This is a genomic window from Paenibacillus sp. PastM-3, from assembly GCF_029893965.1.
In the GTDB taxonomy this organism is placed as follows: domain Bacteria; phylum Bacillota; class Bacilli; order Paenibacillales; family Paenibacillaceae; genus Paenibacillus_AQ.
Map to the genome: position 1 here is coordinate 157,303 of NZ_JARXXP010000006.1, position 23,782 is coordinate 181,084.

20 protein-coding genes and 1 pseudogene are annotated in these 23,782 nt (G+C 50.6%); 12 read left to right on the plus strand and 9 right to left on the minus strand.

Translation table 11 applies throughout. From position 1 onward, the window contains the following. Positions 1–46 precede the first annotated feature (46 nt). Both M2108_RS12305 and M2108_RS12310 read left to right on the plus strand, forming a co-directional pair. The gene (locus M2108_RS12305) at positions 47–718 is read left to right on the plus strand and encodes a GntR family transcriptional regulator (RefSeq protein ID WP_277469628.1); all 672 of its coding nucleotides are present in this window, start codon (positions 47–49) and stop codon (positions 716–718) included. Between the two features lie 42 nt (positions 719–760). Then, complete coding sequence (locus M2108_RS12310) at positions 761–1,642, plus strand: hypothetical protein (RefSeq protein ID WP_277469629.1); 882 nt, start codon at positions 761–763, stop codon at positions 1,640–1,642. Between the two features lie 672 nt (positions 1,643–2,314). Here M2108_RS12310 and M2108_RS12315 read toward each other — a convergent pair. Further along, positions 2,315–2,614 (minus strand): heme biosynthesis protein HemY, encoded by a 300-nt coding sequence (locus M2108_RS12315; protein WP_068722354.1) that lies wholly within the window; start codon positions 2,612–2,614, stop codon positions 2,315–2,317. 64 nt (positions 2,615–2,678) lie between these two features. Beyond that, the gene (locus M2108_RS12320) at positions 2,679–2,930 is read right to left on the minus strand and encodes a glycoside hydrolase N-terminal domain-containing protein (protein ID WP_277469630.1); all 252 of its coding nucleotides are present in this window, start codon (positions 2,928–2,930) and stop codon (positions 2,679–2,681) included. A 158-nt stretch (positions 2,931–3,088) separates the two neighbouring features. Between M2108_RS12320 and M2108_RS12325 the strand changes: the two genes are divergently transcribed. From M2108_RS12325 to M2108_RS12340, 4 genes and pseudogenes are all read left to right on the plus strand, one after another. Then, positions 3,089–3,211, plus strand: a complete 123-nt coding sequence (locus M2108_RS12325; protein WP_277469632.1) for a hypothetical protein — start codon at positions 3,089–3,091, stop codon at positions 3,209–3,211. A 376-nt stretch (positions 3,212–3,587) separates the two neighbouring features. After that, positions 3,588–5,375 carry an alpha-glycosidase gene (locus M2108_RS12330; protein WP_277469633.1) on the plus strand — a complete coding sequence of 596 codons (1,788 nt, stop codon included), beginning with the start codon at positions 3,588–3,590 and terminating at the stop codon, positions 5,373–5,375. 167 nt (positions 5,376–5,542) lie between these two features. Further along, positions 5,543–6,064, plus strand: coding sequence for a DUF3231 family protein (locus M2108_RS12335; protein ID WP_277469634.1), 522 nt, complete (start codon positions 5,543–5,545; stop codon positions 6,062–6,064). Between the two features lie 37 nt (positions 6,065–6,101). Next, a pseudogene (locus M2108_RS12340) lies at positions 6,102–6,212 on the plus strand (manganese catalase family protein); the annotation flags it as partial. 77 nt (positions 6,213–6,289) lie between these two features. Here M2108_RS12340 and M2108_RS12345 read toward each other — a convergent pair. After that, positions 6,290–7,363, minus strand: coding sequence for an SGNH/GDSL hydrolase family protein (locus tag M2108_RS12345; RefSeq protein WP_277469635.1), 1,074 nt, complete (start codon positions 7,361–7,363; stop codon positions 6,290–6,292). A gap of 282 nt (positions 7,364–7,645) precedes the next feature. Here M2108_RS12345 and M2108_RS12350 point away from each other — a divergent pair, with 282 nt between their 5' ends. The 5 genes from M2108_RS12350 (at position 7,646) to M2108_RS12370 (ending at position 14,684) form a co-directional block, all read left to right on the plus strand. Next, positions 7,646–9,394: a sensor histidine kinase gene (locus M2108_RS12350; RefSeq protein WP_277469636.1), complete on the plus strand. Its 1,749-nt coding sequence runs from the start codon at positions 7,646–7,648 to the stop codon at positions 9,392–9,394. Beyond that, on the plus strand, positions 9,391–10,848 hold the full coding sequence (locus tag M2108_RS12355; protein WP_277469637.1) for a response regulator transcription factor: 1,458 nt from the start codon (positions 9,391–9,393) through the stop codon (positions 10,846–10,848). Before M2108_RS12350 ends, M2108_RS12355 begins: the two co-directional genes overlap by 4 nt. Positions 10,849–10,975: 127 nt before the next feature. After that, positions 10,976–12,679, plus strand: coding sequence for an extracellular solute-binding protein (locus M2108_RS12360; protein WP_277469638.1), 1,704 nt, complete (start codon positions 10,976–10,978; stop codon positions 12,677–12,679). Positions 12,680–12,765: 86 nt separating this feature from the next. Beyond that, the gene (locus M2108_RS12365; RefSeq protein ID WP_277469639.1) at positions 12,766–13,746 is read left to right on the plus strand and encodes an ABC transporter permease; all 981 of its coding nucleotides are present in this window, start codon (positions 12,766–12,768) and stop codon (positions 13,744–13,746) included. Positions 13,747–13,760: 14 nt separating this feature from the next. Beyond that, on the plus strand, positions 13,761–14,684 hold the full coding sequence (locus tag M2108_RS12370) for a carbohydrate ABC transporter permease (protein WP_277469640.1): 924 nt from the start codon (positions 13,761–13,763) through the stop codon (positions 14,682–14,684). Between the two features lie 82 nt (positions 14,685–14,766). Here the strand turns inward: M2108_RS12370 and M2108_RS12375 are convergent, their stop codons facing one another. The 3 genes from M2108_RS12375 to M2108_RS12385 all read right to left on the minus strand — a co-directional run bounded on the left by M2108_RS12375 (position 14,767) and on the right by M2108_RS12385 (position 17,845). Next, a complete protein-coding gene (locus M2108_RS12375; RefSeq protein ID WP_277469641.1) occupies positions 14,767–15,363 on the minus strand; it encodes a TetR/AcrR family transcriptional regulator in 597 nt (198 codons plus the stop codon). 16 nt (positions 15,364–15,379) lie between these two features. After that, a complete protein-coding gene (locus M2108_RS12380; RefSeq protein WP_277469642.1) occupies positions 15,380–16,780 on the minus strand; it encodes an MFS transporter in 1,401 nt (466 codons plus the stop codon). Between the two features lie 192 nt (positions 16,781–16,972). Next, on the minus strand, positions 16,973–17,845 hold the full coding sequence (locus M2108_RS12385) for a YitT family protein (RefSeq protein WP_277469643.1): 873 nt from the start codon (positions 17,843–17,845) through the stop codon (positions 16,973–16,975). Positions 17,846–18,108: 263 nt separating this feature from the next. Between M2108_RS12385 and M2108_RS12390 the strand changes: the two genes are divergently transcribed. Continuing rightward, the gene (locus M2108_RS12390) at positions 18,109–18,312 is read left to right on the plus strand and encodes a hypothetical protein (RefSeq protein ID WP_277469644.1); all 204 of its coding nucleotides are present in this window, start codon (positions 18,109–18,111) and stop codon (positions 18,310–18,312) included. Positions 18,313–18,785: 473 nt separating this feature from the next. Here M2108_RS12390 and M2108_RS12395 read toward each other — a convergent pair whose 3' ends face one another. The 3 genes from M2108_RS12395 to M2108_RS12405 all read right to left on the minus strand — a co-directional run bounded on the left by M2108_RS12395 (position 18,786) and on the right by M2108_RS12405 (position 23,648). After that, complete coding sequence (locus tag M2108_RS12395; RefSeq protein WP_280777035.1) at positions 18,786–19,448, minus strand: YczE/YyaS/YitT family protein; 663 nt, start codon at positions 19,446–19,448, stop codon at positions 18,786–18,788. A gap of 5 nt (positions 19,449–19,453) precedes the next feature. Further along, complete coding sequence (locus M2108_RS12400; protein WP_277469646.1) at positions 19,454–22,108, minus strand: glycoside hydrolase family protein; 2,655 nt, start codon at positions 22,106–22,108, stop codon at positions 19,454–19,456. Positions 22,109–22,232: 124 nt separating this feature from the next. Continuing rightward, positions 22,233–23,648, minus strand: a complete 1,416-nt coding sequence (locus tag M2108_RS12405; protein ID WP_277469647.1) for a PAS domain-containing sensor histidine kinase — start codon at positions 23,646–23,648, stop codon at positions 22,233–22,235. Positions 23,649–23,782: the final 134 nt, after the last annotated feature.

A 23,782-nucleotide genomic window follows, 5' to 3' on the forward strand; every position in this document is an offset into this window, starting at 1 on the left:
GTATGTATATTTGTTTTGTGTATTTGTCATGAAGGAGGTTTTTTTATTGCTGCCGCAAGATACAGCCAAGGTCAAACGCTCATCCATCCGTGAGCAGGTGTACCTTCAGATACAGGAATGGATTATTAACGGGGTGCTGAAGCCGGGCGATAAGCTCAAGGACCAGGAGTTGGCGGAAGCCCTGGGGGCCAGCCGGACTCCGATCCGCGAGGCACTGCTCCGGCTCGAAGAAGAAGGGATGATTCAGAGCAAGGCCAACAGCTGGACCCAGGTCACACCCGTGGATGTTAATCAGGCTTACCGGCTGTATCCGATGATTATCTCACTGGAAAAGCTGGCTGTCTCCTTTGCCAAGGACCATGTTACCTCTGCGCATATCCGGGAAATGGAGCAATATAATGAGCAGCTGGAGCAAGCGCTGAACACTGAGGATGCACTGGAAGCCCAGCGTCTGGATACGTTATTTCATCAGGTGCTGATCAGCCTGTCGGCTAATGAGGAGCTGATCAGCGTACTGGACGGGCTCAAAAAAAAGCTGCGCCGCTATGAAGTAACCTACTTCAAAGGCTTCACTGGTGCCGGGCAGTCGGTTGAAGAACATAGGCAGATTATCAGCGCCCTGCGGGCAGGTGATTTCACGGCTGCGGCAGCGGGCATTGAACGGAACTGGCAGGAAAGCTTCAAGCGCCGGCTCGGCGGGCAGGCATTGGACGCATAAGCGCATATTTTTGCATAACGATCAGAAGGCAAAGGGGATATCATGGAATCCAATACAACAGAACGAATTCAAGAGGACAACTCCAAAGTCTTAGCCTTGTTAAGCCAGTATTTAAATAACAGGCCAGATTACATTAGCAAAGAAGATATAGATGAGATAACCGGACTCGGCGTGTCTGCGGAGTATGCATTCGGTGTTCTTTTTGCGGGTGCGCTGGGGCTGGATATTGTGGATAACGCTGAGGATACGGAATTGTATAACCAATACTTCAGCAAAATGCTGCACAGGCTGGATGTCCGGGAGTATTACCATAATCCCTACTTCAGGAACATTAAGATACCTGCGGTCACGATCGGCAGCAGTGAATTGAAATATGAACAGTACAAGCCTTATGAGGCTTTTGTCTGCAATGACATCCTTACCACGCCTGAAGGACGGCTGATTCCGCAGATCGGGTTCTTTGAGACGGACTTCCGCTTTCCGGCGGTGCTGGAGAATAACCGGATCTGGATGACGATTACTCCGAATGAGATCGAGACGATGAAGGAAGCTGTCGCAGGAGCGACCGGTAATGTGCTTACGTACGGGCTGGGGATGGGGTATTATGCCTACATGGTGTCGGAAAAAGAAGATGTGCAAAGTGTAACGATTGTGGACAGCAACGAGGATGTGATCAGGCTGTTCAGCCAGTATATTCTGCCCCAGTTCGGTAACGCGCACAAGGTCAGGATTATTCATGCAGATGCTTTTGAATATGCGCAGCAGCAAATGTCCCAGGACCAATATGACTTTGTGTTCACCGACCTGTGGCATGACGTTTCAGACGGCCTGGACATGTACCTGCGGATGAAGACATACGAGAACCTGAGTCCGGCTTCCCGGTTTATGTATTGGATCGAGCAGTCGATTTTGTGCTACTTGTAAAATGAGGATACTTGTTCCGTAGCGGGATGCATAGCGCGATGGCGCATGAGTTAGCGTGGCGCGGGGTACGGGACCGCAGCGTGCCAGGGCACAGACTGCCGGGCCAGGGCCGCGGGCCGCGGGGGGCCGGGCCGCGGGGGGGGGGGCCGAGCCGCAGGGCCGCGGGGGGCCGGGCCGCAGGGCCGCGGGGGGCCGAGCCGCAGGGCCGCGGGGGGCCGGGCCGCAGGGCCGCGGGGGGGCCGGGCCGCAGCGTGCCGGGGCTGTAGTGCGTTGGGCGCCAGTTTAACGGGAAAAATCCCTTTATTTGACCTCGCCCCACCTGGTTTAGGCCTACTTAAAGGGAAAAATCCCCTTATTCGCCCTCGCCCCACCTGGTTTAGGCCTACTTAAAGGGAAAAATCCCTTTATTTGACCTCGCCCCACCTGGTTTAGGCCTACTTAAAGGGAAAAATCCCCTTATTCGCCCTCGCCCCACCTGGTTAGGCCTACTTAAAGGGAAAAATCCCCTTATTTGACCTCATTCCACCCGGTTGAGCCCATTAGGAAAGACAGCCAAGGCTCCTTGATTTAGCGAGAGCCGGGGACAGATTCACAGGAAGCCGATTAGATTCCAATAAAAAAGCGTTCAGCCCATAGACAGGCTGAACGCTTTTTATACACTAACAGCACTGCTTATTTTTCAAGGAATCCGGTAGATGGATTTGTGATGAAGAAACCTTCCTGCGGCACGTAGAAGTATTGAATCCATACTCCGTCCAGCAGGGGCTCACGTGTATCCAGCAGTACCTCGATATCCTTGTCGGTTGCTACAATTTCATCATGCTCAGTCGGTGTATCCAGAGTCACATCATAGTGACCGTGATCCCCGTGATTCTGGGTAATCACTACGCGGATTTTCTTGCCTTCCGCTTCCGGAGTGTTCAGCATGTCTTTCAGGACTTTAGCGGCATTACGGTTAATTTTACATTTCATCCTCTGGCGACCTCTATTCTTCATAATTTGCGGTAAGAAGTACATTATAACATATTATAAGGTACTATATATAATTTAGCGTGAACCGGTCCGTGCTGGATTCCTTGCCAACCGGTGATTCTGCCGCAAGCTCCTCCGCCTTGTTGATTGGTCCCGCGAATAAAAGCCTCCGTATCTCATCCACCGCTCCGTGTGCCTGCCGATTGTTGCGGTCCATGGGACCGCCGTACCACAGACTGTCTTCGTTCAGCTGAATTCGCACGATCCCGGTCATGCCGAACACCATCCCGCCAAGGGTTCCATTCCCTATAGTCATAGCTTTTCCCCGCACAATGAATGCAGAAAATTATCTATGATATAAAGAATTCTGCCAACTTGTATTCTTCCCTGTTTAGTTCCTCCGGCACGGGTTATTTATAATGTAGCAATTTAGAATTCACAAGGAGGCATACATCTATAGCGAAGGAACTAGCATTGCATGAAATTCTGGAAATCCATGAGCTCTTGACCTTGAAAACCTCATGCGCTACCAAGGCGGCTACCCTGCTGGAGCCGGCCAAAGACGATAAACTCAAAGCCTTAATTGAAGAAGATTAGAAGAATTCATCCAAAGATATCAAAAAACTGTCTTCACTTTTACAATAAGGAGGGGTTAAGATGCCAACCACAACCAAAACGAAGGAAATGCTGGTTAACGCTTTAGCACCTATGAATGATCTGGCTATTGCCGCCTACATGATTGAAAATGAAATGTTCCATCCCTAAGATATACCGAACAGGTTGAGCATGATTTGAAAAACGCTGAAACAGCGCTTGAGCTGCAAAAATAACCGCTAAGAAACATTGGTATCATTTCCGGCAGCCCGGCTTCCGGGCTTTTTTTGACGGCAATAACAGGACTCCAGCTTATAATCCTTAATAAAGGTAACAATTAAAAGCATACACCAACATTATAAATTCGGGAGGAACTAGGATGATATCCAATGAACATGCTATAGGCTCTGCTAATCTTACAACCAATATTCATTTGGAAAGTCTGCATCATGTGCCGCACAGTAACTGGGCCTACCCATACGACAAGGAGACCTTTCATTTACGTGTCCGGACCAAAAAGCAGAACGTGGAACGTGTTTATGCACTGACAGGGGATAAATATGACTGGGAAACCTATAATCACGAATATGAAATGCGTAAAATCGGGACAGACCGGCTCTTCGATTACTGGCAGACGACGGTAAAGCCGGACCACCGCCGTTTCTCCTATGCCTTCCGCTTTCATACCGGTGAAGAAACCGTGTGGATGACAGAGAACGCGATTCATACCGGAGAGCCCGAAGCACCAAACGATTTCTATGACTGGCCGTATATCCATGAAATTGATATTTTCCAGGCACCGGAATGGGCTAAATCAGCGGTATTCTATCAGATTATGCCTGAGCGTTTTGCTAACGGGGATACAAGCAATGATCCTGATGAACTTTCGCCATGGGGTGGTAAGCCTGCTACGGATAATTTTTTCGGCGGGGATCTGCAGGGGATTATCGATCATCTCGACTACCTGGAGGATTTGGGGATTACGGCCATTTACCTCACTCCGATTTTTGAGGCACCTACCAATCACAAGTATGACACCACCGATTATATGAAGGTTGATCCTCACTTCGGCGATTTGGAGCTGCTCAAAAAACTGGTTGATGAAGCCCACGCCAAAGGAATCCGGATTGTCCTTGATGCGGTATTTAACCATATCGGCTCCAATTCTCCCCAGTTTAAGGATGTTATCGAACACGGGGAGAATTCCAAATATGCGGACTGGTTCCATATCAACGAATTCCCGGTTCAGGTCAAAGAAGGAAAACCTAATTACGATGCCTTCGGATTCTTCGCCGAGATGCCCAAGCTGAATACAGCCAATCCGGAAACGCGCGAATATCTGCTGAATATTGCCGAGTATTGGCTCAAGGAACTCGGCATGGACGGCTGGCGGCTTGATGTTGCCAATGAAATCGACCATCATTTCTGGAAGGAATTCCGCACCCGGATTAAGGCCATTAACCCGGACGCCTATATTATCGGCGAGAACTGGAATGATTCCCTGCGCTGGCTGCATGGCGACCAGTTTGATTCCGTCATGAATTATCCGCTCTCAGACCGGCTGATTGAATTCCTGCAAAGCGACGATATGGATGCACAGACCTTCTCGGAATATATCGGCGGCCTGCTGATGCGTTATCCGCAGCAAGCCAATGAAGTGCTGTTCAATCTTTTGGCCAGCCACGATACTCCGCGGCTGCTTACCCAGCTCGGCGGTGACAAAAATAGGCTCAAGCTGGCGGTTGCCTTCCTGCTTACTTTTATCGGAACGCCTTGTATTTATTACGGGGATGAAATTGGCCTTGATGGCGAAGGAGATCCAGATTGCCGTAAATGCATGATCTGGGAGGAAGAAGAGCAGGACCGCGATCTGTATCAAACCTACAAACAGCTGATCCAGCTTCGCAAGGACCATCCGGTTCTGAGTACAGGAGAGTTCGGCTTCCTGAAAAACAACCAGCAGGAACGCCAGCTGGTCTACGAGCGTTATAATAATGAAGAGCATTGCACGGTCTGGATGAATCCATCCCCGGAACCGGCAACCCTGGCACAGGCACTTGAGGGCAACTGGAAGGATGCCTTCACCGGAGAATCCGCCGCTGCAGACAATGGTGAGATCACACTGGAGCTTGAACCCTTCAGCTTCAGAATACTATTTAAAGACTAAGCTCTGCAGAAACTGCACAACCAGGCTGCTTTATTCCTCTTCAGGAGTAAAGCAGCTTTTCTTTTCCAGTGTTTCCGTAAAGTGAAGTCTGCAAATTCCGTAAAAATCAGGGCATGCTATCTTTGTTCCACATTTCACTTCCACTTTAATGACAAAGGAGCATATCCATGACAGGAATTTTAGGCGGCAGCCCCAAAGACGAGCCAATGCATTACGGGGAGATATTTAGCGTATGGACAGCCTCGACAGTAGCCAAGGGCGCATTATCCGCTTACCGGGCATGCATGTATCATGCCGGCGACCATGAATTGAAGAAAATCTTAGGGGCTATGATTGATCAGGCTGAGCTGGAAATCAGCGAACTGGATTCGCTGTTGGCCGAGCAGGGACTGGCATCTGCGCCGGTTATGCCGCTTCGTCCTGAAGCCAAGCTTGAAGATATCCCGGTCGGCGCAAGATTTACAGACCCGGAGATTGCAGCCATGCTGGCTGCAGACAGTGCGGCCGGACTGGTCGCCTGCAGCCAGGCAATGGGAATATCCATCCGTGAGGATGTCGGCGCATTGTTTGCCAAGTATCATCTCACCAAAGCTGCCCTTGGTCTAAAAGTTCTGCATTTAACCAAGAAAAACGGCTGGCTGATCCCTCCGCCGCTTCAGGTGAAAAGACCGGAGGCCGTGAAGGCGTAAGGCTTTATTACAACACTTTTCATTCAATTAAAAGGGAGCAGCCACTTTCCGCGGCAAAGACCTCCAGTTCCGCGATCTCATGCGCGGCGTATTCCTGGAGGAAATTGCCCACGTGAATCTGGTGCAGCATACCATTAGCCAGTTCCTCAACAACTATCCAGGATATGTTCAACTGATTATTGCCTTAAGAGGCCTGCGGCTGCCGCAGGCCTCTCTTCTTTTCCGTTATTCCCGCTGCATAAGCTCTTTAATACGATCAGCCAGTTTACCGGCCGCTTTATGATGAGTAACCGGGGACGGATGAAAGTCTGACGCATAACCGTCTGCCGCCTGCTGCACATCAAACTTCATAGAGGAAATATTGGTGTCGCCGGTTTCCTCAGTATAGCGGCTAACCGCCTGCTCCACATAAGGATACAGCCTGTCCCCCATGATTCCCAGCGTACACAGTATCTTCGCATGCGGATTACAGCGCCGGACTGTTTCTAGAAATCCGGCATATTCCCGGGCATACTCGGCTTGCCGCACAGTGTCATCCTTGGTATAGGAATCATCATTGGTACCCAGATTAATAACAATCAGGTCGGGTACAAACCGGCTGAAATCCCAGGTAAGCTCCTGGGGAAGCAGCGTATTATCAAATCTGCCCTCGGACTTACCCACCTGTTCATAATAATCCGGAAGCAGATGTGTGGTCAGCTTCTGATCATTTTCCGTATAGCCTGTGATGATGCCATATCCGCTATAAGATACCATGCTGTAGTCTGCTTCAAGCTTCCGGGCGGTCTGGTACGCATAAGCCTTGGTAACATCTTCAGTAGCTGTGGAAAAAGCTTGCGTCCCGGCCTCATCATCCACGCCATAGCCGCAGGTAATGGAATCGCCGATGAATTCTATTTTATATATGCCAGCCGGGGCCGGCTTAATACCTTCCGCAGCATCCACTCTAATGGCCTGAATCCCTGCGGTCGACATTGCAGCTTCGGACAGCTTGATGACGGTTACCGTAATCTCCTGCTCTGTATCGCTTTCAAACACAGTATAGGTTACAAGCGGCTGATTAATCTGCTCATCAATCACCCTCACGCCGTTTACATAGATGCCGATCCGGGCCAGATTATTGCCGGTTGAGGCGATGGAATCCCCTTTCAATGTAATTTCCGCTTTCCGGCCGTAAAAGGTGAATGCAACACCGCTGCCGGAGAGAGCCAGCCACCGCACATCCTTGTAATAGTGGGTCCGTCCAATGATTTTTACGTGGTTCTCCGTTGCTCTATATACCTGAATGGATTCTTTCATAGCTGTAGATACCTTCCTTTTCGGTTTCTATACTCGCAGTAGTAATGTACAACCACAGCCGGGTTTTTGGCAACAGACTTATAGCAAGAGTGCGGCTGAATTCACATAAATATGGATTCATTGTCTTTACTGCTGAGCAACAGGAAGTCAAAAAAGTAGAGAGTTCCCCTCAACCGTCACTTTAGCAGCGGGAGAATTCCGGCAAGCCTTGCCGATTCTCCCCTCTTCCGTCGATCTCCTGCTTAAGTTATGATATGTCCAAGAATCGCCGGGAGGGGACCTATGCGCAATCCATTTCACAATGCAGGCTTATTCAGGCAATTGATCTATTTAATCGGCCTGACGTTTATTATCGTGCTTGTTTCTTTCGCTGTATCCAATAAAATTGCCGAGCGGACGGTGGAAAAGAAGGTTGCGGACTCGGCTGACAAAATTGTGCTGCAGGTGGAGGAGACACTGGCCAATTTTTTTAAGGACATGGACGGTATCTCTTACTCCCTGCTTTACAGCACGATCCTGCAAAATTATTTAAGCAGCAACGATCCGCTCACAAAGATTCTGATGAATCCGGAAATCGTTGCCGAATTCTCCAGCACCCTTGCCCTGAAGGAGGAGGTTATGGGGATTCAGCTCTATAACCGGGAAGGGGAGCTCGCCACCAGTGTCGGTAAACCGTTCGCTCCCGTCCAGCTGCGTTCGGTGGATGAAATCAAATATGAGCTGGGCGCTTCTGATCAGGCCGGCATGACCTTCTATACCATTTCGGTACCCGTGTATAATTTGCAGAATAACAGAGTGCTCAAAGACTACCGCGGCATGTGCGTATTTTTTATGGACGTCAAGAACTTCACCTCTGTCTTGAGCAAATCCAAGCTGACCGAACATTCACGCCTGTTCCTGACCGATGACCGGGACCGCATCATAACCGGCTCTGACGGTCCCGATGCCCACGTGCTGGCAGATGTAGATCAGCACACCTCCGGCAAATCGTATATTGTACTCAATAAAACACTGGCCAACGGCTGGAGGATTGTCAGTGACATCCCCCGGGCAGAGCTGCTGTCCGAGCTGGATCTGGTCAAACGGCTGAACGTCGTTGCCTATGCTGTTATTTCGCTGGTGTTCCTGCTGTTTCTGCTGCTGTTCTATTTCCAGCTGCTGCGGCCCATACGCGCACTGCTGGATTTCGTAAATACGTATACGCGCAGCGGTGGGCAAGCCAGGTTCAGCAACAGCTACCATAATGAAATCGGCGTACTCGGCACAAGCATTAATCACATGCTGGATTCCATTGTACAGCTGGGCAATGACGTACAGAGTGTCCAGCGCAAAATGTATGAATCCGAGCTGGACCGCAAGCAGATGGAAATTACCGCTTACCGTAACCAGATCAACCCTCATTTTCTGTATAATACGCTGGAAAGTATCCGGGCCTTATCCCTTTACCATAAGGCAGGCGATATTGCTGAGATCACCGCATCCTTATCGAGACTGTTCAGATACTCCGTAAAGGGGGACAACTTCGTGACCATCCGGGAAGAGGTCGCCCACCTGCACGAATACGCCCGGATTATTGACTTCCGGTTCAGGGGAAAGATCAGGATCGCCTTTGAGGTGGAGGAAGCCTTATACGAGGTGAGGACACTAAAGCTGCTGCTGCAGCCCTTGGTTGAAAACGCTGTCTTCCATGGCCTTGAGCGTAAAATCGAGCCCGGCACGGTTACTGTTACGCTGAGCCTGATTCATCCGGACGCCATCCGGGCCGTTGTCGCTGATGACGGAGCCGGTTTCCCGGAGGACAAGCTGGAGCAGCTCCAGTCCTTCCTGCGGCAGGCAGAGCTAACCGGCGATTACCGTACAGGACCGCAGGACTCCGGAATCGGCCTGGCTAACAGCTTCCGGCGGCTCAAGCTGTTTTATGGTGAACAGGCCGCACTCCGGATTGAAGCCGGACCGGTGCAGGGGACGGTAGTAACGCTGGATTTTCCCGTCCATATCTCCCTGAATGAGACGAAAGGAGCATTACGATGAGAAAAGTATTGATCGTTGATGACGAGCCTTGGGTTGCCTACGGCATTTCACAGCTGATAGATTGGGAGAGTCTCGGCTTCCAGGTCATCGGCGAAGCCTATGACGGGGTCAGCGCATGGCAGCGTGTCCTGCAGGAACAGCCGGAACTGGTTATTTCAGATATCCGGATGCCCGGCCTGGACGGCCTGGAGCTGCTGGAGCATATACAGAAGAGCGGTCTCTCCACTCAGGTTGTGCTGATCAGCGGATATGCCGATTTCAGCTATGCCCAGCAGGCAATCCGTTACGGTGCATTTGATTATCTGCTCAAGCAGGTGGAGCAGGACCAGCTTAAAGACACAGCCAAACGGGTAGGCGAGTATATCGATGCCAGGAAGCAGCCTGCTGCAGGAGAGCTGGATTTGCTTCTTGATGAATTGTTCGAGCTGCTCGACCCGGATAACAGGGTCACCATTGCCGGATTCATGGAGAACAGGCAGCTTTCAACCCGCTTCCCGCACTTCCGCTTCATCAACTGCCTGTTTGCGGAAGCCTCCACTGACTGGCCGGCTTTGACCAGCCCTGCAGCAGCCGGGCATATTCAGGAGGCCCGCATGCGTACTGGCCACAATAAGCTGTCCATTCTGCTCATGTACGACGAGGACAACTACCCTCTCGATCTCCTGACCTACATTTCAGATTATCTGCAATATGCCGAGTGGACAGGTATCAGCAGCCAGGGCCTGCCGGAGACCCCGCTGGCCCGCCTTCATCAGGAGGCTGATATTGCGCTGTTCAGTTCTGCCCTATACCGGACAGAACAGGTGCTGCGCTACAAGCCCGCTTCGCCTCCCGCCGATCTGCGCAAAACGCTGCTCCGGCTGGAGGTGTCCATTAAAGAACGGAATATGGATGACATTGCCGCAGATACCGCCTCCATTGCCGCGGTTTGCCGAAGCTGTCTATTGCCGGCCGATCAGACAGCCTTCGTCTATAATCAGATTGTCAGCCTGTATTACAAATACTGCGGCTCTTCCTGGGACTCAGGCCCTGAGCTGTTAACCTATGAGAACATTGCCCGCCAGCACTGTACCCTTGAAGAGCTGTTCGCCCGCCTTGCATCCGGATTCGAAAACGCAGCCGGAGAGCCGGCGGTTAATCCGAGCGGGCTTGCGAAGCGGGTGCTGGATTATATCAATGAGAGCTTTACCGAGGATTTGCTGCTGAGCGAGGTAGCCCGGAACTTCCGCCTGAGCATCGGGTATGCAAGCGCCCTTGTCAAAAGGGAAACCGGCTCAACGTATACAGAATATGTGGCAGCCAAGCGTCTGCAGCTGGCCCGCCAGCTGCTTGCAGACCCGGAGCTGTCGGTCCATGAGATCGTACAACGTACGGGCTACAAGGATTATTTTCACTTCAACAAGCTGTTTAAAAAACATTTCGGTGTAACTCCAAGCAAATACCGCAAGCTGTGAAAGCGGATTCAATTTGTGAACAAAACACCAAAACAGCAAACTCCAGCCCTATGCCCTGTACGGCTGAACGTTTAGCATAAGAATTGTCTTATGCCTCATTACAACAAACGGGGAGGTTTAAAGAGAAATGAAAAGAATGAAACCATTGGCACTAAGCGGTTTATTAGCCCTATCACTGCTGGTGACGGCATGCGGCAACTCCGGTTCTACTAACGGCAATGCAGGCAATGCAGGCAATGCCGCCTCACCGTCACCTGATTCAGCCGGAGCGGACAGCGGGAAGCTCGATCAGGCCGTCTGGTTCTCCAGTATTGATTTCTGGAATCCGCCGGCCACCTGGAATACGGACCCGAAGTCGGTGCAGGGTGCGATTTCAGAAGCAACAGGCTTGAGCTTTGAATTTAACATTCCGGCCCAGGACGGCGATACGAAGCTGAACCTGATGCTCGTATCCGGCAAGGATTTCCCGGACGTTCTGACGGTTACGAATGATGTGATGGTTAAGAAGCTGATTCAATCCGGAAAGGTATGGGATCTGGAGGAGTTCTTGACCAAATACGATCCGGAATCGCACATTCTTAAAGATTTCCCTGCTGACGTTAAGGAAGTCATCGAAGAGCGCGACGGCGGCTTTTATTCCTACCCGAGCCATATCAATTCGGCAGATGCCCGCAGTGTCTATCCCCCATCCGGTGAATTCTACGTTGACCTGATCGATTACGCCTCCAATCTGGGCATTATGGTCAACGGAAACATTCTGGAGCAGATCGGTATGACGCTTGAAGATATCCGTACCGAAGAGGGCCTGCTGGCCGCTTACGATAAAGCCAAAAACCTTAAAGTAGACGGTGCACCAGTGATCACGCTGCTGGTTGACGGCAAAGGGTACCAGGACAGCACACTCAAGTTCCTCCAGAACACCTTCGGTGCGATGGTTGTCAATAAAGACGGAACCTACAGAGACCTGCTGCTTGCTCCCGAAACGAAAGACGCCTTGTCTTTCCTGAACCAGTCGATGCGCAGCGGTTACTTTGAACCGGGACAGATGACCGTTGACAATGCCGCAGTCAAAGCCGATGTCGCCTCCGGCCGGGTCTTCACCTTTATCGGAAATACCGCCAACACCTCGTTCCAGCTTAACGATTACTGGCAATCCCAAGGGCCTATCCTGGCTGCAAGCGGCAAAGTCCCGACACTGGACAAGAGCGAACGCGCCGGCGGCGGCTGGATGAAAACACTGATCTCCAAAGATACCAAATACCCTGAGAAGCTCGCTAAATGGCTCAGCTATATGACCAGCAAGGAAGGAATGATGCTGCATATCTACGGCTTTGAAGGGGAGCATTACACTCTTGACGACAAAGGATTGCTGGTCAAAACCGAAAAAGGGCTGAAGGATGCCGCAGATTATATGAATACAGCCGTCAGCGCAATCTGGCCGTTCCATCACACTACCTTCTCCTATTCGGTGCAGCAGCCTCCTACAGAGGAAACGGATAAAGAAGCTGTGACAGCCAACAAGGTGCAGGCAGCCTACGGTAAAGATGAACAGACTCATATTTATGACAGTTCCGCCCTGGAGCTGCCGGCCGATCTTTTCCCGGCGAGCAGCGACAATGCCAATCTTGAAATGCAGATCAAGGCTTACAAAGAAGCGCAGATTGCCAAGATCGTGATGGCCAAAACCGATGATGAGTTTAACCAGCTGTACAATGAACTGATTGAGCAGTTAAAGAAGCTGGGCATTGAAAAGCTCGATGCTGAGCGCAACCAGTACATTCAGCAAAAAAGCGATGAATACGGCGTACATGCCAAAGGCATAAATTCCTGATCAGGTTAGTTACACGATGACAAGGGGCTTGTAGCCTGCGGCTGGACAGACCGCTGCAGGCACAAGCCGGATTGGAGGAACCCGGTATGGCAATGATTGAGCCCTTAACTTCTGCCAAGAAAAAGGATAAAACAGTGCGCAAACAAAAATCCTTCAGGCTTGGCTACGATTTCCGTACTCAGCTGGAGCTGAAAACGATGCTGCTCCCCGCTGTGTTCCTGATTTTCCTGTTCGATTTCACGCCGCTGTTCGGGCTGCTAATGGCTTTTAAAGACTTTGAGCCGGTTATGGGCGTCAAAGGGATCTTTACCGCAGATTGGAACGGCATGGCCCATTTCAAAAGACTGTTTACCAACTTCCAGTTCTGGCCGATGATCCGCAACACACTCGGTATTAACCTGCTTGGGGCCGCCGTCAGTATTCCTTGTACCCTGCTTTTTGCCCTGCTGCTGAATGAAATCCGCAGCTCCCGCTTCAAAGCAGTTGTCCAGACCGTTACCTATTTACCGCATTTTCTGTCCTGGGTTATTTTTGGCGGGTTGTTCATTACGCTGCTGAACAGCGACGGTATCGTCAACTATATGCTGCTGTATCTGGGCTTCATTGACTCGCCGCTGCAATTTCTGGCTGATCCGAAATATTTCTGGGGTGTGGCCATTGCCACAGGGCTGCTGAAGGATCTCGGCTGGGGTGCGATTCTATACCTGGCGGCTATGGCCGGAGTAGACCAGAGCCTCCATGAGGCGGCCGCCATTGACGGAGCGGGCCGGTTTAAGCGGATGCTCCATGTGACCATTCCCGGCATTCTGCCGACCCTGATGGTGCTCATTATTTTCGCTGTCAGCGGCATGCTGAACAACAACTTCACCCAGATTTATGTTTTGCAAAATACGCTAAATCTGCCTGCCAGCCAGGTTATTGATACGTATGTTTACCAGACGGGGCTGCTCAATTTCCAATTCTCATCAGCGACCGCAATCGGCTTGACGAAATCCGTCTTTGCCCTGATCCTGCTGGTGAGCTCAAACTGGGTATCCAACAAAATAACAAAAACCGGATTGTTCTAAGGAGGAATACTGTTATGGTGGGCGGAAACCATGCTGGAGAGCGGCTGTTCAACGGTTTAACCATTGCAATAATGATCCTGCTCATGATCATGACCGTGTATCCGTTCTGGTTTTCGGTCATAAGTTCTTTTAACAGTGGGGGAGATTTACTCCGTGGCCCTGTGTTCTTATGGCCGCGGGAGTTCACCTTCGCCAGCTGGAAAGCAGTCTTATCAGATCAGGGCATTCTCTATGCAGCCTGGATTACAGCATCACGTACCGTGATTGTCACAGCTGTATCCATTCTCTACACGTCGATGTTTGCTTATGCTTTTTCCCGCCCTTATCTGCGGCGCAAGGCCTTTTACATTACGATCGGCTTTATTAGCATGTATTTCAGCGGCGGACTGATTCCTTCCTATATGCTGATGAACTGGCTTGGATTATATGACAGCTACTGGGTCTACATCCTTCCTGTCCTGTTCGGCGGATTCTGGAATGTCATTATCTTCAACGCTAATTACAAGGGCATTCCGGAAGCCTTATTTGAATCCGCCAAAATGGACGGGGCCAGCGAATACCGTATCTTTTTCCAGATTGTCCTGCCCTTATCCAAACCGGTACTGGCCGCATTGTCTGTGTTCACAGCCGTTAACATCTGGAATGACTACGGGGCGACGCTCTACTATACGCAGTCTACCGATCTGCAGACACTGCAGTACTTAATTCTGCGGCTCATCCAGTCTAACCGTGCAGTTGAAAATATGATGAGTATGAACAACGGTACAAATCTTGCAGTAGCCAATCTGCTAAACAATACCGGCGGCGTCGGGGCCGTCACCGCGCGCACCATTGAGCTGGCTGCGATGGTCATCGCTTCCCTGCCGATGATTATCCTGTACCCGTTTGCGCAGAGGTTTTTTGTTAAAGGCGTGCTGCTTGGTTCGGTTAAGGGATGATGGAGATTGGGCAGCGGCATCAAAAAGAGCAGGAAGCCCCGTTACCGGTCTTCCTGCTCTTCGTGCTGCTTAATCAATGAACCTACCGCGCCAGCCCCCTCGTAAACGTCCCCACACTCTCCGTGATGAAATCCTCCAGTGTCAGGCCAGGGAAATGTTCACCGGCATTCAAATTGTTAAGGAATACACCGTAATTCATAGAGATGAAGGAATAGGCCTGCAGCTCCGCGTTGGACTCAATCAGCTTGCCCTGACCGGTCATCTCCGTAAAATAACGGGTCAGAATTTCAATGAATTGCTTGGGGTGCTTAATGGTACGCTCACGAAAGCCCGGCAGATGATCTGCCTCTTTTACACTGATCATAATCATTTTGCGGTTGCGGTTCATGATCTCATGGTAGGTCCGGCTGATTAGCAGCAGATCTGTTTCCAGATCCCACACCAGCTTTTCATTAAACAGTCTGGTCATTTCCTCCGCATAATGAAACCGGTCAAAGGCTGCCTCAAGCAGGTTTTGCTTGCTTCCGAAATGGCGGAACAGTGTCTTCTCGCTCAACCCGGCGGCGGCGGCAATCTCCTGGGTTGTTACTCCCTTATATCCCTTGCTAGCCATCAGATCAATCGCGGCCAGCAGCAGCTTGTCTCCGGTATTTTTAGCAGCGTTGCTTCCTTCACTCATTCTTTCCACCTCATAATTATAGTCTGGCAGTTCCCGCCCGTTCAGCTGAGTCCTTGTCAGAGCCGCGCCCGAATTGTACAAAATACAAAATAGCCATGACGGCCACCAGCAACGCCAGTATTAAATAGATATTACTATATACAAAAGCGGCGCCATTCCGGGGAATCGGATTAAACCGGACCGTTGTGGTGCCGAAATCCAGAATTTTACCTATCGTCGCCGTAGATACCGCCGCTGCAATAAAGTTTAACATGGAAAACAGTCCCATGCCGATCCCGGTCTGTTCCTTGGATAACGTGCGGGAAATGGTGTTTGATAAGGCGATCTGCATAAAGGATTGGCCCAGCACAGTGAAAATTAATGAGACGGCAATAAAGACCGGTGCCATACCTGCGACTGATGACAGGCAGATAAAGCCAAAGATCAGCAGGACTGCCGCTTGTGTCAAAAGAAACGGATTGCCTTTTTCATCAGCCAGCTTCCCGCCTTTTCGTCCCATGTATGCCGTTATAAGCGCTGAGGGCAGCATGATCAACCCGATTACAGCCGGTGACAGCTCGTTTAGCTGTGCCAGGAGCTGGGGCGTAATGAACGGTGTGCTGAAGCTGATCGCTGTCAAAACAAAGGCAATAGCCAGACCTGAGGTATACGCCTTGTTCCGCAAAACAACCGGATCAATAAACGGATGAGCCGCATAGCGGACGCGCAGGATGAAGAGCATCAGCAGTATTATCCCGCTGACAGCGTATCCTAAGCCTCCATTCGTTAATGCAAGCAGTAAGGCAGCTACAGTTCCTGCCAGCAGAATACCGCCGATAAAATCGATTTTGCTCTCAGACCCTTTTTCATCGCCCAGGTATTTCCGGTAGAACGGCAATGTGAACAAGGCAAGCAGCGGAATGACAAAAAGCACCTGCCAGCTCCACACCGTAGACACAAACCCCGCAATAATCGGGCCGAGTGCGGAGCCAAGCGCTACCCCGATGGCGGAAGTGCCCAGGGCGCGTCCGCGCTTTTCCGGTGAAAAATAACGGATCGGGATGATCATCGCCAGCGCCGGAATGACGGATGCCCCGACGGCCTGGAGCAAACGGGCCACAATCATCATCCAGTACTGGGTGGACACGATTCCGAATATGGAGCCCGCTGCTAAAAAGATCAGGCCGAAACTCAGCAGATTTTTAAGGCTGTATTTGTCTGTCAGCTTGCCGAAGGTCACCGTGCCGATTGCGTATACAATCAAATATCCCGATACCATCCAGCTTACCTGTGACGGAGACAGCTGAAATTGCCTGCTGATCACCGGGAGCACCACATTAAACATCGTTCCGTTCATCACCGAGATGATCAGTGTAAATACAAGAATTCGCATAAGCTGCTCGCCGTTATTGGCGGTTATGCTGGTGTTTGTCTGCATTGAAGGGCCTCTTTTCTATAAGATAAGTCTGCCGTTACCTGCCTGATTGACTGTCAGTACTGACTGACATTTTAAGCTGATGATAGCTCAGAACCGGTTGTTTGTCAAAGAATAATAGGATGCTGTTAAAAAATACGCGCCTGTGGGAGAACAGCAATCAAATGATCCTCCTGCAAGCGCGTCATATGGTGATTAGTGAATGTCTTTCTTTTTAAAGTTACCGCCCTTCACTTCTGCCACATCGTACACTACGACAAAAGCACCCGGGTCAATTTCATGGATGATGTCTTTGATTTTGCTCTCCTCCAGACGGTTGATGACGCAGGTAATTTCTTTGAACTGCTCATTGGAATAGCCGCCGTATGCATCAGTATAGGTTGCTCCCCGGCCCAGCCGGTCGCGGATGGTTTCGACCATCATTTCAGGCTGGTTGGTGATGATCTTAAACGTTTTGGAGCCGCTCAGACCTTCCTCTACGATATGTATAACTTTTGAAGCAATAAAATAGGCAAGTGCGGACAGGATCGCCCCCTGCAGACCAAACACGGTTGACACGACAATAAACACAAAGGTGTTCAGGAACAAGATCAGGTCACTCGTACCAAAAGGCAATTTCCGTGACAGCAGCACAGCCAGCATATCGATCCCGTCCAGCGCCCCGCCGTTACGCAAAGCAAGACCCATCCCGAAACCGATAATAATCCCGCCGACCACTGTAACAAGCAAGGTATCCCCCTGAATAATGGTCGGTACATGATGCATAAGGACAGTGCCGACCGCTAATGAAGCAATTCCGAGAATGGAATAAAGGGCAAAGCTTTTACCGATCTGTTTATAACCCAGCCACACAAAAGGGATATTAATGACCGCAATCAGCAGCCCCAGCGGCAGTCCGAACAATTCCGAGCCCACAATACTGAGACCGGTCACGCCTCCATCCGAGACGTTGTTGGGTATTAACACAGCCTCCAGCCCGTAAGCAGCGATCATGGCTCCGATGGTTACTAATATTGCTTTTGAAAAAATCTTCAGCCTATTGGACTTCGGTTGTCTTCTTACATTCATTAAACTTCCCCGTTTCTGAATAAATTTTCCTTTTACAAAAAAGCTCACAGAAAACAGTCTATAATATTTATCACTTTATTAGCAAATGGCTAGGCCGTTTAGGCAAAAGAGCAGCGGCAGTGTGGTTCACCAGACGGAGAGCGTTTGGGTAATGGACAACAGCAAAATGGTTCACCGTGCCCGTTGGCGGTTATCGTTACATAGAACGGCTTTTGGTGACACATCCTAAGATAGAGTCTGCACATAGAGAGGAGATTATCCAAATGAAGGACAACAAGGAAGCCCCGCTGGACGGACGCAAACCGGGCGTACACCCGATCCCTGAGCCGGATTCCAAGGCGGATAGCGATACAGGAGCAGCGGGTAAGCTCGATGAAATCGTCGGCGCAGTGCTCGGAGATGACCCTGAGGTAACCGCTCCCGGGATTGCCCCGGATCATGAGGACCAAGAGGACCGCAGAGGCTGAACAGCTGTCCGTAAATCTGCGGGCGCCCTGTTTAGTAGGGCAGGTCAGGATGGGGCTGTTCAGCCTAATTAGGGGGATTTTTCCCTCTATTGCGGCCCGGGCGGGGCAACTTCTGCCCACTTAGTGGGATTTTTCCCTCTATTGCGGCCCGGGCGGGGCAACTTTGGCCCACTTAGTGGGATTTTTCCCTCTATTGCGGCTTGGGCGGGGCAACTTTGGCCCACTTAGTGGGATTTTTCCCTCTATTGCGGCCCGGTCGGGGCAACTTCAGGCTCGGACGGAGCAAACGGAGCATTGGGGGCCCGCAATAAAAACAAGGTATCCCGGTCCGCAGCAGGCTGCGGAGTCCGGGATACCTTATTATCGTTCAGTACAATTATCGCTCTGTATAATTTTCGCTCTGTATAATTATCGTTCAGTACAATTATCGCTCTGTATAATTATCGCTTAGTACAACTATCGCTCAGCAACCTTTACAGCGAAACGGGGCCGCCGCCTGCTTTTGCACCCGTTTTGCCCAGCAGCTTGTTCGTAAAATGTACATCGAAGAAATGAATGATCGGACCCAGACCGAATGCGGATACCAGCGTGCCCAGGCCTATGATGCCGCCTGCCAGGAAGCAGATCAGCGCACACAGCGCATCGGTAAACATCCGGTGCCAGAAGTAAGAAATCCTTGGCGCTCTGATCTTCATGATCAGGGACAGTGCGTCATAGGGAGCTACTCCGACATCCGAACTCTGATACAAGGATACCCCGAAGCTGCACACTACAACACCAATCGCCACAGTAATTACCCGTTGCCAGAGCACATGAGGTTCACCCAGGATATCTATCCAGATATCATAAAAGAATGTAGCGATATACCCCAGAAAGATAGCATTCACGAACGTTCCGGCTCCGATAAACTTCCTTCCGGTGATCCATTCAACTACGAACAGCACTACATTCAGTAAAATCAGAAAATTAGCATAGGAGATAAAGCTGAGATCTGCAAGGGCCATCACCATGCCGCTGAAGGGATCGTTCCCCATGCCGGACAGCTTGAAAATACTGATGCCCATTCCCAGAAAGATGTTACCAATCACCATAATGATCAGTCGTCTGGGATCCACGCTTTTAATATACCTCATCATATAATTCATCCCGTCACCTTAATGCTGACTTCCAGTTTGGCCGGGATTATCCCGTCATCAGCAATGAATTCTGCAATATAGGGTTCATTCCGCACATCATCTGCACCAGGTGTCCAGCTGAACACACAGGCCTTACCCGGTACAAAAGAAGAGGGGGCAAAGCTCGCCCCCTCAGGCAGCTTACCAGCTGTCAACATCATCGGCTCCGCAATCCCCAGTACTGCCGGGTCCCTGTCCGGGGCTGTCTCATTATAAATTTTGCCGTCCGTTTCACGGCTGGAAGCCTCGTATGCGGGCTGCCTGGCCACAACGGCAAAGGAAAGGCGTTCACCCGCCCGGACACTCTGTTCCGGAACAAAGGCGAAGAACGGCCGGAATACCGTCTGCGGCAAAGGAACCTCCAGAGTGGCAACCGGATAGCTGTATCCACTCTCAGGAATGGCAACCGTTTCATACGGATACAACGAATCCTTGGGCGTTCCCGGAGCAGGTGCACCGATTTCTACAGCCTTGACAGACAAACGGCTGTCCAGAGCTACATGTTCAACTTTAGTCTGCTGATACGGATAATCCGGCACATATTCCAGTCCTGCAGGCCGCTTGAACCGGTTTTTCACCAGGACAATTTCTTCAACACCTTCTGCATGGTCTACACGGATATTCTGAAGCGAGCCGTTTACGACATCATCAAGCACAATGGGATACCGGGTATCTACTGTAAGATAGCGCAGCTCGATTTCATCCAGAACCAGATTTTCCACATGTCTTGCATACAGCCCGTATGCCGGGAGAATTCCCCAGTTGCTCGGCTCCGGATAAACCTCCGGCAGCTCCGGTACGTTGAAGGGAGCATCCTTCCACACTCCGGCTTCCGGATCCCATTCCACCCGGGGCAGCAGTCCTTCATTTTTCAGGAAAAAGGTGTTTACCAGCCACGGCAGCGATTGCACACTGCGTTTACTCCCGCCATACTGGGCATATTCCCAGTTGGTATTCAGCTGGCGCTGCTCCACCGCATGCTCCAGGCTCAGACCGCCGCGGTACTCCACCTCAATGTTGGTAATAGATACATTCCTGATCCGGCTGCCTGTCAGCCCCATGATTTCAATCGGATAGCGGGGATCGGCATTCTTAACCGTAATATTCCGGATGATAATGTCGTGAACATAAGCAATGTGCTCACTGCCGTTCGCATTGGCATACAGCGGAAGCTCGCCTTCCTGCAGCTCTTTACTGTAATCCGGAACATATTTCTTCGTCAGCTCATCGTAGCAGACAGCATACCATCTGCCGTTCTCTTCATGGACATTGGCCGGATTCAGCCGGAGAGGCTGCTCAGCGTCTACAATGTAAAAGGAAGATGCGCCGTCCGCCGAAACCTTACGGGTTCTATTATAGGACGGAAGATAGCGCCTCGCCGGGTACACCTGATACGGCTCCTTGGCCGGCAGTACCCAGTGCGTCTGATCGAGCCGCACATTCGGCGGGGCATCCCCTCCTGGGATGAAGTCTTCCCCGGTGCTGTTCCCCGTAACAGGAAACCGGCCGCGGTCTCCTGCTTTAATGAAGATTGGCGAGCTGCTTACACCCTCCATAGTGGAATCCTCAAAAATAATATGGCTCAAATCCGCCCCGTCGACGGCTTCAAGGGCAAAGCCTCTGGATCTTTTAAACTGGACGCGCCGTACCGTAACGAGGTCATATCCGCATGTAGATTCCGTACCCAGCTTGACCCGGGCGGTAGGGCCGCAACGGTCAGTAGCAATCAGCTTGTCCTGTGTATACGTTTTCGCATATACGGAGCCCATGTCGTAGCCGCTAACGATGCAGTCTTCAATCAGCACATTCCGCAGCGGCATGAATATTCCGCCGCCGTAGGAGGCTTTTAGCACAATGGCATCATCGGTCAAGGAATTGAAGGTGGAGTGAACAATCGTCACATTCTCACAGCAGTCCACATCAAACGCATCGCGGTTCGTATCCACCAGAATGCGCTCTACGTACATATTTTTTACACAGGTCGTAATAATGGCGAAATGACCGCCGGCCAGAATCGAAAAGTCGCAAAAGGCTATATTTTCACACCGTACCAATGCAATCGCCTTGTTCCCGAACCATTCTCCCTGATGTCCAGGCCCGTTACGGCGGATTGGCTCATGAGGGTCCCCGCCCATCAGGATCTGCTCCAGCTCCCCCTTATCATTCAGAGAGCTTCCATCCAGCAGCCCTGGCCCGTAAATCATTACATCACGGATATCCGCGCCATAAATCAGGCTGTTGGCAAAATAAGTATGTCCGTGATCCTGCAAGCCGACATACAGATTGACCTCAGGCTCTTCAACATTACCGCCCTCTCCAATCTGCAGCTCATAGGACCGGGTGATGTCCGTTCTGGCTGCAGAAAGTACGCTGCCTGCGGACAAGTACAGATTGACGCCGTTCAATAGACGGACCGTGTATACTCTGAAGCTGCCTTCAGGAATAACTACTGTCCCCCCTCCTGCAGCCGCTGCCTGGATCGCGTTATTAATTGCCGCAGTATTCACCACAGGAGAACAGTCCGCCCCCGCCCCATAATCCCGGATATCAAACCTGCGCTTCTCCTTCAATAAATAGGTTCTGTCAAAAGGGCATCCTGTTGCTTCTGTTACCTGAAACATAATAGCCTCCATTTTATCAGAGAGAACTCAGGACGGATCAACCGGCGCAGTCTTCTCTTGTTCTAGTTCCTTTTTTGTCATGAAGCCGTTTGCAAGCTGAACCCTTTCATTATAGCGCGTACCGCTACATAATAGGCAGTGTAATCTCAACAATCGTTCCCGTCGGCTGATTCGCCTTGAACAGAAACGTTCCTCTATGATTATGTATAATCTTTCTGCTGATCATCACCCCGAGCCCGTTCCCTCCCGATTTGGTAGTGAAGAAAGGCGAGCCGATCTGATCTATGTATTCTGCCGGAATGCCCCGTCCGTTATCGCTGATCCGAATGATGGCCATATGCTCTGTGCGGTCCAGCTCTACGATAATTTCTGCTCCGTCCGGGCTTGCTTCAATAGCATTTTTAAGAACATTGATGAAGACCTGCTTCAGCTTGTTGGCTGATCCTTTAAGCGTAAGGCAGTCGAGATGGGTATGCATGAGAATCTCTATGTTCGTCATATGCGCCTGGGCATTCAGCAGCACGACGGCTTGTCTTAACAGCTGGACCAGATTATAGTCAGCCAGACTGGAGGGGGCTTCTTTGCCCAGCAGCAGCAGTTCACCGATAATCGAATTGATCCGGTCTACCTCCGACACCACAATCTGATGATACTCTCTGCCTTTTGCGGTTTGGGCGAACAGAAGCTGAACAAATCCCCGGATACTGGTGAGCGGATTGCGGATTTCATGGGCAATGCCTGCAGACAGCTCGCCGATCATGGAAATATTCTCCGTATACCGGAGAAACTCCTCGGTTCTCTTGCGTTCAGTCAGATCACGGCTGATCGAAATGACCATTTTGCGGCCGTTCAGCTTAAACGGCTTGGCGCTGATTTCTACAGGAATTTGCTTCCCTTCCTTTGTTACCTGAATCCATTCGACGAATATCCCGTCTCCTTCAAGGATTTTCTCAAACAGATTGTCAACCTCGCTCTGCAACGACTCTGCTGCTATGGAATACGGTGTTTTGTCCAGGAGTTCCCGGCGTGTATACCCCAGCATCCGGCAGGCTGCTTCATTGACATCCAGAAAGGTTGACGGCTTCCCGTCCGGGTTCTGTTCGTAGATAAAAATGGGGTCATTCGCTTCATTAAATAATTTGTAATACTTTAGCTCAGAGAACTTAATCTCCGTTACATCCCTCAGTACACATACATAAGCCTTAATGCATCCTTCCGGGTCCTTTACTGGAGAAATGGTTATTTTGACACTGATCAGCTCCCCATTTCGTTTAATGCGGAACGTATCGAGGGCAAACAATTTCCGTCCCTGATTGATGAAAATATACATCTGGGCGAGCTCTTCTCTAAGCTCCAGAGGGATATGCGGGAAATCAAGCTGATTCAGCTCTTCCATTGACCATCCATAAAGCTCAACGAAGACAGGATTGGCGTAGATCACCTTTTTATCGTTGCCCAGAATGTAAATAGGATCAGGACTGTACTCGGCAAAAGAAAACAGCGAATATTGTATGATGTCGTGAACTGAGTAAACACTCATATAACCGCTCCCGCAGCCAGTTTATTTCAATATATAGTAGCATTACACGGGGTAATATATCTATGAAAAATCAGACTAGAAAGGTGATATCATCAAAACAAACATTTAGATCATCATTTAAGATAGTTTAGTGT

Coding starts and splice junctions, on each gene's coding strand:
- M2108_RS12310 (WP_277469629.1), top strand. CDS start 761: ATGGAATCCAATACAACAGAACGAATTCAAGAGGACAACTCCAAAGTC.
- M2108_RS12315 (WP_068722354.1), bottom strand. CDS start 2,614: ATGAAATGTAAAATTAACCGTAATGCCGCTAAAGTCCTGAAAGACATG.
- M2108_RS12320 (WP_277469630.1), bottom strand. CDS start 2,930: ATGACTATAGGGAATGGAACCCTTGGCGGGATGGTGTTCGGCATGACC.
- M2108_RS12330 (WP_277469633.1), top strand. CDS start 3,588: ATGATATCCAATGAACATGCTATAGGCTCTGCTAATCTTACAACCAAT.
- M2108_RS12335 (WP_277469634.1), top strand. CDS start 5,543: ATGACAGGAATTTTAGGCGGCAGCCCCAAAGACGAGCCAATGCATTAC.
- M2108_RS12345 (WP_277469635.1), bottom strand. CDS start 7,363: ATGAAAGAATCCATTCAGGTATATAGAGCAACGGAGAACCACGTAAAA.
- M2108_RS12350 (WP_277469636.1), top strand. CDS start 7,646: ATGCGCAATCCATTTCACAATGCAGGCTTATTCAGGCAATTGATCTAT.
- M2108_RS12355 (WP_277469637.1), top strand. CDS start 9,391: ATGAGAAAAGTATTGATCGTTGATGACGAGCCTTGGGTTGCCTACGGC.
- M2108_RS12360 (WP_277469638.1), top strand. CDS start 10,976: ATGAAAAGAATGAAACCATTGGCACTAAGCGGTTTATTAGCCCTATCA.
- M2108_RS12365 (WP_277469639.1), top strand. CDS start 12,766: ATGGCAATGATTGAGCCCTTAACTTCTGCCAAGAAAAAGGATAAAACA.
- M2108_RS12370 (WP_277469640.1), top strand. CDS start 13,761: ATGGTGGGCGGAAACCATGCTGGAGAGCGGCTGTTCAACGGTTTAACC.
- M2108_RS12375 (WP_277469641.1), bottom strand. CDS start 15,363: ATGAGTGAAGGAAGCAACGCTGCTAAAAATACCGGAGACAAGCTGCTG.
- M2108_RS12380 (WP_277469642.1), bottom strand. CDS start 16,780: ATGCAGACAAACACCAGCATAACCGCCAATAACGGCGAGCAGCTTATG.
- M2108_RS12385 (WP_277469643.1), bottom strand. CDS start 17,845: ATGAATGTAAGAAGACAACCGAAGTCCAATAGGCTGAAGATTTTTTCA.
- M2108_RS12390 (WP_277469644.1), top strand. CDS start 18,109: ATGAAGGACAACAAGGAAGCCCCGCTGGACGGACGCAAACCGGGCGTA.
- M2108_RS12395 (WP_280777035.1), bottom strand. CDS start 19,448: ATGATGAGGTATATTAAAAGCGTGGATCCCAGACGACTGATCATTATG.
- M2108_RS12400 (WP_277469646.1), bottom strand. CDS start 22,108: ATGTTTCAGGTAACAGAAGCAACAGGATGCCCTTTTGACAGAACCTAT.
- M2108_RS12405 (WP_277469647.1), bottom strand. CDS start 23,648: ATGAGTGTTTACTCAGTTCACGACATCATACAATATTCGCTGTTTTCT.